Raw genomic sequence first — 16,663 nt, 5'->3', positions numbered from 1 at the left:
CATGATAATTAGTAATATTCAAATATCTAATACAAAAATCACACAAGTAATTTGTGTGATTTTTATGCATTTTTATCATGTTATTCAAATTAATTATCAACTTCATGTGTTATGTTGAAAATAAAAGGGTGTGCGAATAATGATAGGATATATGAATAATTTTAATGATTTAGTAAGGTTTGGAGTTATGACTAATGATATGAAAGATTTTTTAATTAAGAGTATAAACAGAAAGAAAAACATATTATTTGTAGGTGGAGGTAGTTCTGAAGAAATAGCATTATTAAAAGCATCAGTTAATCATATTCATCCAGAGCATTCAATTGTTATTGTTGAAAGACCTCTTAATATTAATAAAGATAGATATAAAGACAATAAATGTAAATCTATTATTGATAACAGTAAATGTATTATTGATAACATTGATAAGTCTTATCTTGATAGGACTATTATAGGAGAGTGTAGGTGGCCAGAAGAATTACATTTTTTTGTTCATGTTGGAGAAATGCATGGTTCCAATTATTTAGCAACTTTAACTGCTGACAACCCTAAAGAGGCTTTATATAAGTTATCTATGCTATATTATCAATTAAACAAAACTAATATTAATAAAATAAATACAATAATTGCAGAGTCGGTAAATATTATCGTGCAAGTTGAGAAAATAGAGGATAATTCAATAAAGGTATTAAGTATTGGAGAAGTGATTGGTTTTGGAGGAATAGAAATTATAGAAGAAATGAATAGACATATATACAAAAATATGATAGATCCCAAACTAATAATAGAAGAAAATACTGACGCTTTAACAAAAACATTTCACATTAGAGATATGTTTAAACATGAAAAAGAAACAAATAAATTTATAAATACAGGTTGGATGCCAATGTTTAAATAGATGTAATTATTAAAAAGGAGGAGTTTTTAATGAGAGTAAAAGATATTTTTGTGGAAACAGATTTAGAAAATATAATACAGTCTTTAGAAAAATTAAACTTTTACAAAGCAAAATTCAATAAAAAGATCAAGAGATTAATAAATAGTATTATAGAGTCTCAAAATATAAAAACAGGGTATTGCATAGGCCTCGATAAATATAACGATATAAGAATCTATAAAGAAGTAAGTCCTATTAAATTAGAAACTAATAAGTATCATCATGTAAGTAAAATTGCAAATATGTATATTATGAAAGAAATGAAGGTTTTAACTCATGCTGAAATCTGTGCTAAGATACTTGAATATATTAGTCAAGATTTTGAACTTTTTACAGAACCAGAAAGGAAATATTATTACGATGGTGATAGGTATAAAACTTTTATTGATCCAGTTTCAGAGTTTGTATCTATGATAGTAACATTTTTGATTTCTCAGGTAGATAATCAAATTCAATTTGTGCTTCTTCTTTCGATTGGATTTACGGCAGGTATTTTACTGATTGATGGAATAAGAAATAAAAATTTAAGTGCTAAAATGCTCTTTGTTATCTTAGCCTTAATTGCTTTAATGGCTCAGTTATTAATGTTATTAATAATTGTTGGAATAAGTTTGAACTTTATGAGAAAAAAAATAGTTATTAAAAAAATTCAAAAAGAACTATTTAATTAAAACAGATAAATATTATTAAGTTTAAGTTGTAGATAAATAAAAGTCCTTTAGTGTTTGCTAAAGGACTTTTATTTGTCTATAAGAAAGGTTAATCTTATTATTTTTATTAATTAAACTTAGAAAATATATAGTTAGTTTGTCTAATATTTTTCAAAATCTATAATAGAAAATTGAAATTAGAGCAGAAACAAATAAAATATTAAAGAAAAAATGAAGAAAGAGGGGATGATATGCTGAATATAATAATTTGTGAAGATGATAAAAGATTCAAAAACAGTATTGACGAATATGTTTTACAATATATTTCTACAAACGGAATCCAAGGAGAAATAAAGTTAACAACAAATGATCCATATAAAGTTATTGATTATGTTAAAGAAAACAATCATTCAGTTAATGTATATTTTTTAGATATTGCACTTAAATCAGATATAAATGGGCTAATATTAGCCAAAGAGATAAGAAAGCACGATATGAATGGATATTTAATTTTCGTAACTGGTCATCCAGAATTAACATTAAAAACATTTCAATATAAATTAAAAGCGTTGGATTATATATGCAAAGGTGACAACAACTTAAAAAAAAGAATAAGTGAATGTTTAGACGTAGTTGTCTCTGAATGTAATAAACTTAATTTACATCAAAATAATGATATTTTATTTATTAAATCAGGTGCAAATTTTTACAGTATTCCCTATGGTAAGATTATTTTCATTGAAACAACTATAAATCATAAAATTATCATTCATACACTTGATAATCAAATTGAGGTATATGGCTCTTTGTCGGAGATTGGCGAAAAACTTAATAAAGATTTTTACAGATGTCATAGATCTTTTATAATTAACTTCAAACATATTAAGAGAATAAATTTAAATCGAAATGATCTATATGTAATAATGCAAGGTGATCACAAATGTTTTATTTCTAAAAAGTTTTTGAAGGGGGTCATAAACTATGCCAATAACAATTAATATAATTTCTTCAATTATGAGTGCCTTTGTATTTGCATATATTAATAAAGTGTTAAATAAAGTAGATAGAAATATATTTCTTTATAAAACTTCTCAATATGCACTAGTGATCGGAAGTGCTATATTTGCATCAACTTTTATAAATCAAATATTAATTAAAATTAGTTTAATTAATTTAACGTTATTTATTTGCAATAAACTTATTTATAAAACAAAAACAACTCATTCCATTATATATGCAGTTTTTAGTTATTTTATATTCATGATTGGAGACATAGTTTCAGGATTTATTTTAATGTGTATTCTTAATTATAATTTATTAGAAATTCAAAATACAAATATCCTATGGCTTTTGTCAAATAGTTTAACTATCATCATAACTGTGTCTATTATAAGTATTAAATTTATAAAAGAAGTATTAACTGTTAAGGAAACACCCGCAAAACAGGAACTATTAATTGTAATATATGCAATTATTACAGTTTTGCTATTTGATGTACTGCTTTTAATGATTAGTCGATTACCTGAAGATATTGTAAAAAATATTATAAGTACATATGTTGCAATATTCTTATTGTATTTTATCATTACCACGTTAACTTTTCATATAAATAACAATTTAGCAGAAGAAAGATTTAAATATGAACAAAAGAATAGACAATATGAACATTTAATGCTATACACAGAACTTGTGGATCAATTAGTTATGAATTTTAGAAAATTTAGGCATGATTTTAATAATATAATGGCTACACTAAATGGATATTTTGAAAATAATGATATAGAAGGGTTAAAGGAATTTTACAATAAAGAAATATTAAGGGAGTATGGTAAGATTGATATTACAGATGACATATCTTATATTAATCATATTAAAAATCCTGCTATAAGAGGAGTTTTGTCTACGAAGATGGTATATGCAATGCAGTTAGGTGTAGAATTCAAAATAAGTATATTACAGGACATTGATGATATGCAAATAAAAACTATTGATATATGTAGAATTCTTGGTATATTGTTAGATAATGCCATAGAGGAGGCTATGAATACAGAAGATAAAATAGTTTCTTTTGGAATCATGGAAGATAACCAAGAAATATCATTAGTTGTATCAAATACATTTAAAGATAAGCCTCAAATAAACAAGATATTTACCAATTCGTACTCAACAAAGGGAGTTAATAGGGGGATGGGACTAAAGATACTCAAGGAGATAATTAAATCTTATCATAATGTTATAATCAATACATTAATTGATGAGAATCTTTTTGTACAAGAGATCATAATAAATAAAACGCTAGATTAATCTAGCGTTTTTCTTGTTTTATTTATTAATATAGTTCTGCTTTTTAAGTAATGAATCGGGAATTGTTGGTTCTTCAAAAATTAATATAACAGAAGCATAAACTGATGTATGGGCTAAAATATCAGCGAGTAATGCGATCATTTTAGCCAGAAAAACTTTTACTGCTGCCCATGTTATAATGTTCATAGTTTCTAAACCTCCTTTTAAAAAGTCTATATACAAACGGCGTGATTAATAATGAGTTAATAATAATTGATAAGAATATAATATTAGAATAAAAATCTTGTTTAATAACCATAGAAAGTATCATTAATAAAATTGAAGTTATAGAAGAACCAATTTTTAATATTTTACGTAATTTAGGATTGACATATGGTTTTTCCTCTAAATCAGCAGGTGCATATAATATTATCAGTATAAAAGAAATAATAAATGAAATAATTTTAGGCACCAATTTAATAATGATAAATCTTGATATGTATATAGGAGAAAAAAATACAAAGATACTAAGCAGGAAACATGTCCAACTTTTTTTTGCGTGTACTCCACCTGATAAGAGTCTTAGTGAGTTCATACTGACAAAAGAAATAAGAAAATATTTAAATATTCCTAACTTATAGGAGAGTATAAATAATAAAATTACTTTCAAAATATTACATAAGAATATCTCTATCCCATATCCAATACATTCTAAATCATCTTTGTTTTTATTAGGTAAAGTTTCAGAAATAAATTTAATAGTTTTTAGTTTAATATTTTCCCTGATGCTCATTTATTTTATCACCTCTTTTTCAACATAACACATATATAAAGTGAGATTTCTCTCATGAGTGATATTAAAAACAGCAAACATGATAAAAAAGCAGTAGTTCGTGATAGGTCCATTTACTTCTCATAGTTAAATATATATAATCGTATTATCTTTGAATTTATCCATAGAGTTATCCTGTATTTTTTTGATTTATCCCCATGTATTTAATGCATGGGGATTTTTTTATGAAAAATTCAAATTAAAACTTGACTTCGATAAATTGTTTCACTATAATGCCATCACACTGTAAGAATGACAGTTAACTGTAATTAAAGAGGTGATATTTATGGAAGATAAAAAGAAATATTCAGCAAAAGAAATTGCAGATATTATTTCATCAAGTGGTGAATTTGATATAAGCACAAGAACAGTTAATTATTATGCTTTCGATAAAAAATTATTTAAACTAGATAACACTGGAAAAAATGTTTTTACGGATGTAGAAATAAAAAAGATAAAAGGGATTCTTATTTTAAAAAAGTATACAAATTTTACTTTAAAACAAGTAAAGGATATTATTAATCAATTTTCATTAGAGGAAATAGAGGAAAGATTTAAAGGGATAAATATTTATGAAAATACAACTGATTTTTATCAAAGTAATACTTCTAGTTATGTTGCTAAGAAAATTCATTTTAACAACACAGATGACATTATTAAACAAAATAAAAGTGTGGAAAGATCTTTTCTAGCAGCATCTTCAACAGAGGATTACTCAAATAAAATGAAAAATAATAATACAAAAATAACTATTAAAATAAACAAAGATATAACACTTGTTGTGAGTAATGATATTGACTCAAATAAATTAACTAAAATAATAGAGATTATTAATATATTAAATTAAAGAGGAGATGGTTTTATATGAAAATAAAAACAGGATTTGCGAAAGAGATTATTTTAAATAGGGAAGGGTTAAATCATATGGAAATTGAATTAATTCCTCCAATATTGGAAGTAGAAAAAGATAGTAAAAAACCAGTTTTGATGGTTTTGGTTCTTGACAGAAGTGCTTCAATGGATGGCACAGTTGATTCAAATGGCAGATATAATCTTTCTTATTCCTCACTATCTAATCCTAAAGAAAGGTGTTATAGAGAGAGTGAGTCTAAATTGAGTAGAGCAAAAAACTCTGCTATTAAATTCATGGATTTACTAACAGAAAAAGATTTGTTCGGAGTAGTTACATTTGATGATTTAGCATTTACAGAGCAGGAACTAGTTCATATAACGAGAAATAACAGAAATGAAGTTATGTCCACAATAAGAAAAATTACGACAGGAGGTTGCACTAATATTTCTGATAGTATCAGCAAGGCTTTTTCTATGATTACAGAAGAACATATTAAAAACTATGATTGTAAGATTATTGTTGTAAGTGATGGACAAGCAAATAGAGGAATTACCGATATAGATGGATTGTCTACATTGACATTAAAATTGTTTGAAGCAGGGGTTACTATATCTACACTAGGAATAGGGTTAGATTACGATTCAAAAATACTTAATGCAATTAGTACGAGCGGTGGAGGATTATTTTACCATGTGGAGGATTTGGGTTTATTAGATCAAATATTTAAAGATGAATTAAACCTATCTAGGTCAACTACCGCAAAAGGTGTGAAACTGTTATTAGAACTGCCTAATTTAATTGAAATAAGCGAGAATCTTAATTCATATACTCAAGAAATTAAAGATGATTATATTGAAGTCTTTATTGGAGATATGCACACTAAGCGAAGTGTTATTTTTGAAATAAAGAATAACTTTGTTAACGAAGATATCCAATTCAACATAAAAGTTGTATATAAAACTAAAGACGGAGCAGATCATATTGTCAAAACATCTAATTATTTGAAAGTTGTATGCGAAGAACAAAAACTTTCAAAGTATAAGGAGAACAGTGATATTGTGAAAAGGGTTGTAGATCTTATTAAAAACAAGGCTGTTGTATCTTCCGTTGAATCTTATGAAAATGGCAATATAATAGGGCTTCAGAATACTTTTATGAATTCAAGTGTTAGACTGGATTCAATTGCTTGTAATTATACAAGTGTTAATGTATCTCAAGAAAAGAATGAGTTAAAGGATTTAGAGACAAAGTATTCAAGCAATTCTATCACCAGATCTATGAGTAAGACAATGTATGCTAGTTTTAGTAGTTCAATGAGAAAATAGAATTATATAAGATAGGCACTATCAAGTGTCTATCTTTTTTGATAAAATATAGTAAGTTTCACATGTTTATTATATAGGCTAGGGGGATTATTATTAATGTCTGAAGGAAAAGTAATAAATTTTAATAAAAAGAAACAGGAAAAAAATAATAACCGAGATGTTCTTTTTATAGAATTGTCTCAACAAGAGATATGGGTTGCATTTACAAGAATGAAAAAAGTTATAGAAATATTTTTTAATGATATAGAGCAGCAATCAAAAAACTATTACAACTTTTGTAGAAATTTTACGAAACGATTAGAGACTTTGTACGAAGAACTTGCTCGTGATAATAAAATATTAGAACAGAAACAGGAGACAAGGATTTGCGTCAGTGAAAATGATGACAAAACTAAAGTAGACTCAGAAGCGAAAAAACTTTTACTAGAATTAAATATAAAAGAGGCTCAAATACTACTTGTTTCCTTTGAAATGATGAATATGGCTCATGTTGATAATCAACTAAATAATAAACAACTAAATTCAGGGGTAAGGGAGTATTTTGAGATTAGTTTAAGTTTGTATAAGAGATTAAATGTTGCTTATCAGAATAAATTACAAAACATAAATCAGATATTCTATGCCAAGAAAGATAAATAAAATAAAAATGATATATAAAAAGTCGTATCTATAAGATACGATTTAGTTATTTTGACTACACAACTATAACTGTGTAAAGTTGAGAGAGGATTTTATGTTTGTTGATGTGTAATTTCATCTATCTTAGGATTTTTACAACTCTATTATAATAACTCATTCTTCTTTTAAAAATTCTGATCTTGTTATTTTAATTATTTATTATCTTATTCCATTTCTTCAATCATATGTGGAAGTAAGATTTTTCTAATTGCTAAATCAATTTCTTTTGTTATTTCAGGATTGTCTTTTAACCACTGTTTAGCATTTTCCCTACCTTGTCCTAATCTTTGATCCTCATATGAATACCAAGCCCCAGATTTATTAATAATACCATGGTTACTTCCTAATTTTAGAACATCTCCTTCATAAGATATACCTAAACCATACATGATATCAGGTGTTGCTTCTTTAAATGGAGGAGCAACTTTATTTTTCACAATTTTAATCTTAGTCTCATTTCCTATTATATTATCTTTATCTTTGATAGAGCCTGTTCTTCTCACATCCATTCTAATACTAGAGTAAAACTTTAAAGCCCTTCCTCCGGGGGTTGTTTCAGGGTTTCCAAACATTACTCCAACTTTTTCTCTTAATTGATTTATAAAAACTGCGGTACATTGAGACTTGTTAATTGATCCAGTAAGTTTTCTAAGTGCTTGGGACATTAATCTTGCTTGTAATCCTATATGACTATCACCCATCTCTCCCTCTATCTCTGCTTTAGGAGTAAGTGCTGCTACAGAGTCTACAACTATTACATCAACAGCACCACTTCTAACTAGTGACTCTGCAATTTCCAGAGCCATTTCTCCTGTATCTGGTTGAGATATAATTAAGTTCTCAATATCAACTCCTATTGCCTTTGCATAAATAGGATCGAGAGCATGTTCAGCGTCCACAAACGCAGCAATACCACCATTTTTTTGACATTCTGCAATTATATGAAGGGCGATAGTTGTTTTTCCTGACGATTCAGGTCCATATATTTCAATTATCCTTCCACGAGGAACCCCACCAACACCTAACGCTATATCTAAATCTAGTGATCCAGTTGATATAACTTCCATTTTTTTTATAGGTGTATCCCCTAACTTCATAATAGAACCAGTTCCAAATTGCTTTTTTATAGTATTCATAGCAAGTTCAAGTGCCTTATTTTTTGCTTGTAAGTCCATGTAAAAGCCTCCTTGTGTTTTAAAATATTGTACTTTTAACATAACACATAAAATGCAACAATGAATTGCGTATCATTAAAATTTAGTAGACATATAGTGGAATAAGGGTTGTCTAAATAACTAGATGGAAATATAAATCAACCTCTTTACGAATTAACTATTTCTACAAGTAGTATAGTTCAAATGAGCAAATTCTCTTATTTATTTGAGGGAATTTTTTGTAATAAAAATTTGATTTTGCAATTTCTTTACATAATATACAGAGTGTAAGATACGCACTATAAGTAATTTAATATAATCTTATGTTATGTTAAAACCAGAGGCAAAATAGGAAAGGTGGTGATGTGATGTATGAACATAAAAAAACATATTCAGCAAATATATGAATTTAGAATAATTCAATCAACTAAGGCAATTATTGATGGTTTAATAAATAATATTGAAAAATATAACATAGGTAGAGATGAAATTGTCAATTTGCAAGATGATAAATGCTTTATTGATTATTTTTACTATAAATTACTTACAGAAGAAAAAATAATTAAGAGTAGAGATATAGATGTTGCTTTGAGTCTATATTTAAAATATACAGCGAAATTAAATAGTATTTATGGACAAAGTTTTAATGAGGATAAAAGTCAAGATGAAAAACTTATAGCATATTTAATTATAAATAGTTGCGTAAAAGAATATTTAAATCTTGAAATAGAACTATGCAATAAATACAAAACTGATACATCACAAGTTAGTGCCTCATTAAGAACTTCTGACTCCGTAGCAGGGATTCTAAATACTTTGATTTTTAAAGAGGTAAAAGAAAAAGAGGATAATTTATCAGAAAAGGACAAGCAAATTTTAGAGGATATATATAAGATCTGTGAAAAATGGGGAGATATAGATAAGTTATTAAGTGATACAGAATCTTTTCTGGAAGATTACTTGGATAACATAATTTATACAATACAGATAGAATACCAAGATCAAGTAAATTATACTAATAGACTAAATGAGAAGATTCTTATAGATGTTAATAAAAGTCTAAAGAAATTATTATTCGATATTAAGAATATTACAGAAGAATAAAAATAACCTATTTTTAAATAGGTTATCGTGCAATTAAATCTGTAAAAAATTCAATTTCTATTCGAGTTATCATAGTAAGATCATATTTATTTTGTTGTATTTTGATTATACCAATCTTTTCAAATATTCTTTTAGATATATCTATAAACTCATTTTGAGTTATTGTAAATGTGTCTGGTTCTTTATCGTGACGATAATGAAAGGTTACTTGAACCATTTTAACCTTATAAACTGGCTTTTGAAACATATATATCACTCCCTACCCACTGAATTTGTAGAAGGATATTAGGAAATGATTAAAGCCAGTGTCAAGTTAAAAACTTTGATTTTCAGGTATGTAATTTGTAATTATATAAAAATAGGGGGTGTTTGTTATGAATATTAACACAACATTAGTTATTAATTCTATTAAAAATGATATTCAGAAAAAAATAGATATGGAACAAAAAAGACTTAATGATATTCATGATTCAATGAGGATGGCCGAGGAGTTTCTCTTAGACAATGGGAGCCATGATATTACTCAAGATGATGATATACTTCAAAAGGTTATGATAACAATTAAGGAACTTAGAGAAAAAATTAGTATTAATGATACAGATATAAAGAGTATTCAACAAAGTTTAGAATCTTTAAATTCAATTAGCAATAAGATCGACAAGGCTATATTAACTAGTCTTACTACAAAAGTTGAGGATATAAAAGACGATATTAATATAATTACTAATAAATTAAATAGTACAAATGAATTCCTTCCCATTCTTTTAAATCTTCATTTTGTGTGTCCACAATGTAAAGGATCTTCTAATGGAACATCAAGTGGGGGAGAAAATAAGCGTTTTAATAGCACAGGTTCAACAATATGTACTTATTGTGAAGGCATAGGTGTGTTGAGTATTGGAAAAATACTCCAGAATGAGAATCTATTGGAGGACGAAACTTTTAATCAACATAATCGCCAAGAAAGAAATGAAATGATTGAAGATAGAAAAAGATTGATTGATGAAGTTAGAAATAAAAATAAAGAAGTTGATAAACAAGAAGAAAATTTAGCCTCATATAATAATTTCAACATTCAAAGAAAGAAATAAATTCTTGAGTAGTTATATTATCAGTATCTATAATAAGCCAAAGAAATTCTTTGGCTTAATAATTTTAAAGGAGGTATATTATGAAATGGATAACTAAGACTAATGATAAAAACATTATTAACCATTTATCAAAAAGTTGTAAAATTACCGAATTTCAGGCTAATCTTTTAATGAATCGTGGAATTGTTGATATAGATAAAGCGAATAAATATTTATATGGAGACTTATCATATCTTTATGATCAGCGTATGATTTTGGATATTGATAAAGGCGGTGAAATAATAGCACAGGCAATAAAGGATAAAAAAAAGATAACGGTATTTGGTGATTATGATACTGATGGAATTACTGCAATTGCAGCCAGTATCAGGGCTTTAAATTACCTTGGAGCAAATGTTGACTTTTATCTTCCTCATCGAATTAAAGAGGGTTATGGAATGAATTGTGATGCTATTAGAGTGTTAAAAGATAAAGGGACAGAACTCATTATTACAGTAGATAATGGTATAGCAAGTATAGAAGAAGTTAAACTTGCTAAAGAGTTAGGGATGCAAATTGTAGTTACGGACCATCATGATTGCCCTCCAGCATTACCTGAAGCAGATGCAGTTATTAATATGAAACGTGCAAATGATCCATATCCAAATAAGAATTTGTGTGGATGTGCATTAATCTGGAGAGTAATGGAAGTCGTTTTCAAGAAGTTAGATGAAAACATTGATTTTATTTACGATTTACTTCCTATTGTTGCAATTGGAACAATTCAGGATATGATGGATTTAACGGACGAGAATAGAATTCTCGTAAAAGAAGGGCTGCTTGCTGCTAACTATGGACTCATCGAAGGAATTAATGCACTTATGAAAGTATATGAACTTAAAGAACTGAGAGCATCAGATGTTGCTTATAAAATAGGACCTACTCTTAATGCAGATGGTCGTCTTTATACAGCCGAAACTGCTGTAGAATTGATGATAACGGATAATAAAGAAAGAGCATTAGATCTTGCAAAAGAACTTCATCAGGTTAATGAAGAAAGAAAACTGCTTACTGCTATGCACTTAGAAGAAACCGAGACTATTATTAAACAAAATAATCTTGATGATAATTTTGTAATGGTTGTTTTAAATAAAAATATACCAGAAGGTTTGGTTGGTCTTATTGCAAGTAAGATTAAAGAAAAATATCAAGTCCCTACATTTATCTTTACAGAAGGAGAAGAATATTTTAAGTGTTCTGGCAGAGGGGTAGAAGAACATCCACTTGACTTGTTTTCTGCTATACAAAAAACTAAACATTTGTGGGTTAAGGGCGGAGGACATAAAATGGCTTGTGGTTTATCCATGAAAAAGGATAAACAAATACTTCAGAAGTTTTCTGATGAATTGAATCAGATTGCAAAAAAATTATTAAATAATGAACCTTTCGTTCCATATATAGAAATTGATGGTGTAATAGATAACCCAACGGAAGATTTAGTTCGAGAACTTGAAATTTTAGAACCAATTGGTAAAGGAAATGTGTCACCAAGAATTGCTACAAATCTTCTTGATATTGAGGAAGCAAGACCAGTGGGAGACGGCTCACATCTTCGATTTAAATTTAATTATAAAGTGGATGATAATGTTAAAGATATTTACGGAATTGCATTTGGAATGACATATTTATATCAGAAATATAATTCTCCAAACCAAATCAAAGTTCTTTATTCACCGAGTATAAATGTATATACTTCTCCTAAAAACAATCAGACATATAGAAATGTTCAAATGCAGGTGCAGGATTTTAAACCATTAGAAAAGAGAGATAAGTCATTTCTTATTAGTTCACTAAAAGGTAGTGTGAAGAAGGCTAATTAAAGCATCCCTAAGAAGAATGCTTTTTTATGATTTAAATAAAAAATTATAAAAAAAGTTGAAATGTCTTGAAAGGCTTATTAAAATGCTACTGTATTATATAAGTATAATTTTTATGGAATTCAAGGAGGAATTTTACATGGCAATAGTAAATACAAAACAAATCACTAAAAGCAATAACTCAACTAAATTAGTAGAATTCAATGATAGATTGCAGTTTAACGACTTTTCTCAAGAATTAGGAGTACAAAAATCAACAGTTCATGGTAAGTTTTCAAGAGTACAAATTGTGATTGTTGATTGGACAAAAGGGAAAGGTGATAAAGCAGTCGTAGTGCAGCATAATTTAACACCTGATGTTATGAAGGGCGTTTGTGAAATGGTTTTAAGCGGAAATACAGCAGAATTTGAAAAGCAAGATAGATACACAAAATCAACAGGATTTAATGAAAGCAAAATTAATTTTTATCAAAAAGATGAAGAAGGTTTCTCTCCTGTAACTAATTTCAATATTAAATACCAAGGGAATATGAACAGTCCTTGGACTATTTCGATTGAGACAGGTAAAGGTAAGGCTCAAAAGAGCGAAAATGGAGGAATTAGTATTGCTAAAGGTACTTATATAAAAGAAAATGTAAGTACTGTATATCTTTCAAAAGGTGAAATGCTTATAAGGATGCTTGAAGTTAGAGATTATATCAAAGACTTTGAGACCGCACATTTTTATAAAATGCTTGAACAAAGATTAGAATGGGAAAAAATTCAACAAGAAAAGAATCAAAAAAAATAATAACAAAACCTGCATTTAAATAATGCAGGTTTTTATTTATTCAATATCGTTTACAAATTTTATGAAATCGCTATTTAAGAAATTATCTCCATAGAATTCAATAGGATTAGAAATATCGAATCTTCCTGTGTCATCAATAAAAGGATTTACAATACACATTCCCTCATGTAAAAAACTTATCATTGAGTCAGTACAGTGTCCTATTTCATTCATAATATTAGATTGTAATTCTCCTAATCGTTTAATTATTTTTAGTTGTTTTATTGTTAATGTGATTTCTTTATTTTGGTTTTCCATAATTATTCTCCTTTAAAATCTATTGTGACATGCCATTGATATAAGCAGAGTAGTTATGAATCGAGGCTAAGAAATCTTCTTTGTCAAAATTATCTACAGGTGATACTAGATAGAATTTAGCACTACAAGTATCTTCCATAAACATGTCGATATTTTCTTTGTTTTTCTCTATAACTTCTTGAACAATATAGTCTATAATCTCTTTTGTAGAAGTCATTCTTAATATTTTTTGTCTATCATCATTATTTATTAATTCCAATAGTGCATAACTATAGTCATTTTTCAATTCAATATAATAAACGATTCTTTTTTCTCCAAAGGGGATCATTTCTTCCATGGTTCTTCTAATGTTAACAAATAATGAATTTGCCATAATTATCAATTCCTCCTATTAAGTTTAATTATATCAATATTACAGTCCAATTGTAATATCAACTAAAAAATGTGTGTACTTTAAGAAGATGCCCTATGTTTTACATAGGGCATTAAAAATTAATTTAATTCTTTATCTAATTTTTCATAGTTTAAGTTAAATGCTTTACCTGCAATAGATTCAAGTACCGCTTGTTTTCCTTCATCTTTAATTTCGTTAGCCATTTCAACAAATAATTTAGTTAAATCATAACCTGTAATTTCTTTGTCGGGATTCATAAATAAGAACAAATTAAATTTATCCTGAATATATCTTGTGTCTTTTTTTCCTAATTTCAGTTTATAACAAGCATTGTCAAGGGTTAATTGAGGATACTTAACCTTGTATTGCATTTGTTTTTTTATGAGTTTGATAGTATCTCTTAGTTTAACAAATATATTTGGAACATCATCTTTGATAGTATCAATATTCGCATTTTGTCCCCTATGAATCATTCTTACTGATTCATGTGGCTGTTCAAAAACAACAGTAGTGCTTCCAATTTTCCAAATAGGATTTATCTCATTAGCCGAGAATCCTGTATCTGAAGTTTTAATCATTATGCCCGGAATATAATCTTCATCTTTGTTATAAAGGTTTTGAAGCGTTTCCTTTTCATCAGGAAATAACATTTTAACATACATGTAGTCATAGTCCATACATGCAACTTCAAACTTAATGTTCTTAACTCTTTCACCTAGAGTGTCAAGTGTTGTCTTTAATAATTCGTTAGCAGGAATTGGTTTATAACCACCATTAGCAGCACTAAATATTGCCCGAATTTTATTGTCAATAATAACTATCATAACTTTATCTATTTGGGAAATAAGTTCATTAAGTACAAGTTTTAATGTTTTGTCACTAAGATCTAAAAGTCCCTTTCCATAAATGTCGATGCGACTTTTAATAGATACAAAAGAGTTTAAGGATATTGGATAGATCATATCATTTACTTTTGCAAATACCCTGCTTTCATCAATAGCATCTTGTTGAGCCGTCATTTTTAATTGATATCCATGAGATAAAAGTTGATCAATTGTTAAAAATTCAATTGCCTTTGTATCTACAGTAACTCTAAATGTATTTTGCTCTCTACGATTTAGTTCTGAAATTAAACTATCAGAATCGTAAAACTTCATTGTGTAATCATCACATCCTAAATTTCCATGAGTTAAGATGTTATTAGTATATTTTAAAGCAGTATTAGTGTTTGTCATTATAAAATACCTCCTAAAATTATGTATTTAAATACCTAAATAATTTATTATCTGTAATATAAAAAAAGATTAATAAACATTTCAAGGAAAAATATATAATATATTATTTTTTTATAAAGCCTTTCATAACTTGAAATTCACCCAATTCTTTTACATGATGTAGTATCAAAAATGTTAAAGAAAGTGATGATGATAAAATGAAGAATATTTTTATATTAATAGTGTATTAAATGGGACAGAAAATAAAAAGGTTGCCAATATACTATTTCACGACTCTACACCTAAAACAACAACAGTAGAGGCACTTCCTGAAATTATAGAAGGATTACAAGCCCAAGATTATGTTTTTAAGGTTTTAGGTGAACATGCCTATGCTCCACAATTTAAATAAGAGATCTCCTGCCATCTAGTAGGAGTTTTTTATATGTTATATTAAATAAGCAATTATGTAGGGGGAAAGGAGAGATATAAGATGAATAATAAAAAAGTAATAGATTTAAGTAAAAAAATTTCTTATGTTTTAAGACATCATCCCGAGAAATTTGGGCTTCAATTGGATGAAGACGGTTGGGTAAGTGTGAAGGCTTTATTAACAAGCATTAAGAATTATGATAAGAAGTGGCAGCATATTACTATAGAGGATATTCGGTTTATTGTAGATACGGATGATAAAAAAAGATATGAACTTCTTGACGAAAAAATTAGAGCATTTTATGGCCATTCTGTAGTGAATAAAATTAATAAGGTTCCTTGTGGACCACCAGAAATCTTGTATCATGGTACAACTCCAGAGGCATATAAAAGTATTCAAAACAACGGATTGAAATCTATGAGTAGGCAATATGTTCATTATTCCCTAGATCAGGATACAGCCTTAATGGTAGCAAAGCGAAGGACAAAACACCCAGTTATATTATTGATAAAAGCAAATGATGCATATAAAGATGGAATTAACTTTTATAGAGAAACAAGTGGAATTTATTTAAGTGAAAACCTGCCGTCAAGATATATTAAAGAAGCAGGAGAGAGGGAATAGATATAAAAAAGTATAAAGTAGGTTTTATATCAGATATTCATGTATATGGGGAATTCAGAAATGTCTTTGCAGACCTTTAGAAAATTGTCATGAATTAGGTAGTATGAATGCTGCTGATGAAGTAGAGAACGCATTGTATATTAAAGAA

19 protein-coding genes are annotated in these 16,663 nt (G+C 27.6%); 12 read left to right on the top strand and 7 right to left on the bottom strand.

The window, feature by feature from the left end:
- Positions 1 to 139 precede the first annotated feature (139 nt).
- The 4 genes from HYG84_RS18465 (at position 140) to HYG84_RS18450 (ending at position 3,891) form a co-directional block, all read left to right on the top strand.
- The gene (locus HYG84_RS18465) at positions 140 to 898 is read left to right on the top strand and encodes an ATPase, T2SS/T4P/T4SS family (RefSeq protein WP_212383148.1); all 759 of its coding nucleotides are present in this window, start codon (positions 140 to 142) and stop codon (positions 896 to 898) included.
- Between the two features lie 29 nt (positions 899 to 927).
- Complete coding sequence (locus HYG84_RS18460; protein ID WP_212383145.1) at positions 928 to 1,608, top strand: hypothetical protein; 681 nt, start codon at positions 928 to 930, stop codon at positions 1,606 to 1,608.
- Positions 1,609 to 1,838: 230 nt separating this feature from the next.
- Positions 1,839 to 2,585: a LytR/AlgR family response regulator transcription factor gene (locus tag HYG84_RS18455; RefSeq protein ID WP_212383142.1), complete on the top strand. Its 747-nt coding sequence runs from the start codon at positions 1,839 to 1,841 to the stop codon at positions 2,583 to 2,585.
- A complete protein-coding gene (locus HYG84_RS18450) occupies positions 2,569 to 3,891 on the top strand; it encodes a sensor histidine kinase (protein WP_212383140.1) in 1,323 nt (440 codons plus the stop codon). The genes HYG84_RS18455 and HYG84_RS18450 overlap by 17 nt, the downstream gene beginning before the upstream one ends.
- Positions 3,892 to 3,909: 18 nt before the next feature.
- Here HYG84_RS18450 and HYG84_RS18445 read toward each other — a convergent pair whose 3' ends face one another.
- Together HYG84_RS18445 and HYG84_RS20920 are read right to left on the bottom strand one after the other, a co-directional pair.
- Complete coding sequence (locus tag HYG84_RS18445; RefSeq protein ID WP_212383361.1) at positions 3,910 to 4,077, bottom strand: hypothetical protein; 168 nt, start codon at positions 4,075 to 4,077, stop codon at positions 3,910 to 3,912.
- Complete coding sequence (locus HYG84_RS20920; RefSeq protein WP_212383137.1) at positions 4,034 to 4,663, bottom strand: accessory gene regulator B family protein; 630 nt, start codon at positions 4,661 to 4,663, stop codon at positions 4,034 to 4,036. Before HYG84_RS20920 ends, HYG84_RS18445 begins: the two co-directional genes overlap by 44 nt.
- A gap of 325 nt (positions 4,664 to 4,988) precedes the next feature.
- On the opposite strand from HYG84_RS20920, the gene HYG84_RS18435 reads away from it, so the two are divergent.
- The 3 genes from HYG84_RS18435 (at position 4,989) to HYG84_RS18425 (ending at position 7,519) form a co-directional block, all read left to right on the top strand.
- Positions 4,989 to 5,549, top strand: coding sequence for a hypothetical protein (locus HYG84_RS18435; RefSeq protein ID WP_212383135.1), 561 nt, complete (start codon positions 4,989 to 4,991; stop codon positions 5,547 to 5,549).
- 17 nt (positions 5,550 to 5,566) lie between these two features.
- A complete protein-coding gene (locus tag HYG84_RS18430; protein ID WP_212383133.1) occupies positions 5,567 to 6,880 on the top strand; it encodes a vWA domain-containing protein in 1,314 nt (437 codons plus the stop codon).
- A gap of 96 nt (positions 6,881 to 6,976) precedes the next feature.
- Positions 6,977 to 7,519: a hypothetical protein gene (locus tag HYG84_RS18425; protein ID WP_212383131.1), complete on the top strand. Its 543-nt coding sequence runs from the start codon at positions 6,977 to 6,979 to the stop codon at positions 7,517 to 7,519.
- 203 nt (positions 7,520 to 7,722) lie between these two features.
- Here HYG84_RS18425 and recA read toward each other — a convergent pair whose 3' ends face one another.
- Entirely contained in the window at positions 7,723 to 8,733 is a 1,011-nt protein-coding gene (gene recA, locus HYG84_RS18420; RefSeq protein ID WP_212383129.1) for a recombinase RecA, read from the bottom strand.
- Positions 8,734 to 9,084: 351 nt separating this feature from the next.
- Between recA and HYG84_RS18415 the strand changes: the two genes are divergently transcribed.
- The gene (locus HYG84_RS18415) at positions 9,085 to 9,816 is read left to right on the top strand and encodes a hypothetical protein (protein ID WP_212383127.1); all 732 of its coding nucleotides are present in this window, start codon (positions 9,085 to 9,087) and stop codon (positions 9,814 to 9,816) included.
- A gap of 22 nt (positions 9,817 to 9,838) precedes the next feature.
- Here the strand turns inward: HYG84_RS18415 and HYG84_RS18410 are convergent, their stop codons facing one another.
- Entirely contained in the window at positions 9,839 to 10,063 is a 225-nt protein-coding gene (locus HYG84_RS18410; RefSeq protein WP_212383126.1) for a hypothetical protein, read from the bottom strand.
- A 127-nt stretch (positions 10,064 to 10,190) separates the two neighbouring features.
- Here HYG84_RS18410 and HYG84_RS18405 point away from each other — a divergent pair, with 127 nt between their 5' ends.
- The 3 genes from HYG84_RS18405 to HYG84_RS18395 all read left to right on the top strand — a co-directional run bounded on the left by HYG84_RS18405 (position 10,191) and on the right by HYG84_RS18395 (position 13,553).
- Positions 10,191 to 10,907 carry a hypothetical protein gene (locus HYG84_RS18405; RefSeq protein WP_212383125.1) on the top strand — a complete coding sequence of 239 codons (717 nt, stop codon included), beginning with the start codon at positions 10,191 to 10,193 and terminating at the stop codon, positions 10,905 to 10,907.
- 80 nt (positions 10,908 to 10,987) lie between these two features.
- Positions 10,988 to 12,766, top strand: a complete 1,779-nt coding sequence (gene recJ, locus HYG84_RS18400) for a single-stranded-DNA-specific exonuclease RecJ (protein ID WP_212383124.1) — start codon at positions 10,988 to 10,990, stop codon at positions 12,764 to 12,766.
- 136 nt (positions 12,767 to 12,902) lie between these two features.
- Complete coding sequence (locus HYG84_RS18395; protein WP_212383123.1) at positions 12,903 to 13,553, top strand: hypothetical protein; 651 nt, start codon at positions 12,903 to 12,905, stop codon at positions 13,551 to 13,553.
- 36 nt (positions 13,554 to 13,589) lie between these two features.
- Here HYG84_RS18395 and HYG84_RS18390 read toward each other — a convergent pair whose 3' ends face one another.
- The 3 genes from HYG84_RS18390 to HYG84_RS18380 all read right to left on the bottom strand — a co-directional run bounded on the left by HYG84_RS18390 (position 13,590) and on the right by HYG84_RS18380 (position 15,479).
- The gene (locus HYG84_RS18390; RefSeq protein WP_212383122.1) at positions 13,590 to 13,850 is read right to left on the bottom strand and encodes a hypothetical protein; all 261 of its coding nucleotides are present in this window, start codon (positions 13,848 to 13,850) and stop codon (positions 13,590 to 13,592) included.
- 19 nt (positions 13,851 to 13,869) lie between these two features.
- A complete protein-coding gene (locus tag HYG84_RS18385; RefSeq protein WP_212383121.1) occupies positions 13,870 to 14,223 on the bottom strand; it encodes a hypothetical protein in 354 nt (117 codons plus the stop codon).
- Positions 14,224 to 14,342: 119 nt separating this feature from the next.
- On the bottom strand, positions 14,343 to 15,479 hold the full coding sequence (locus HYG84_RS18380; protein WP_212383120.1) for a hypothetical protein: 1,137 nt from the start codon (positions 15,477 to 15,479) through the stop codon (positions 14,343 to 14,345).
- Positions 15,480 to 15,951: 472 nt separating this feature from the next.
- Between HYG84_RS18380 and HYG84_RS18375 the strand changes: the two genes are divergently transcribed.
- Complete coding sequence (locus HYG84_RS18375; RefSeq protein WP_212383118.1) at positions 15,952 to 16,515, top strand: RNA 2'-phosphotransferase; 564 nt, start codon at positions 15,952 to 15,954, stop codon at positions 16,513 to 16,515.
- The last annotated feature ends 148 nt before the right edge of the window (positions 16,516 to 16,663 follow it).

Source organism: Alkaliphilus sp. B6464, assembly GCF_018141165.1.
GTDB lineage: Bacteria > Bacillota > Clostridia > Peptostreptococcales > Natronincolaceae > Alkaliphilus_B.
This window is presented reverse-complemented; position numbering and strand designations above follow the sequence as displayed.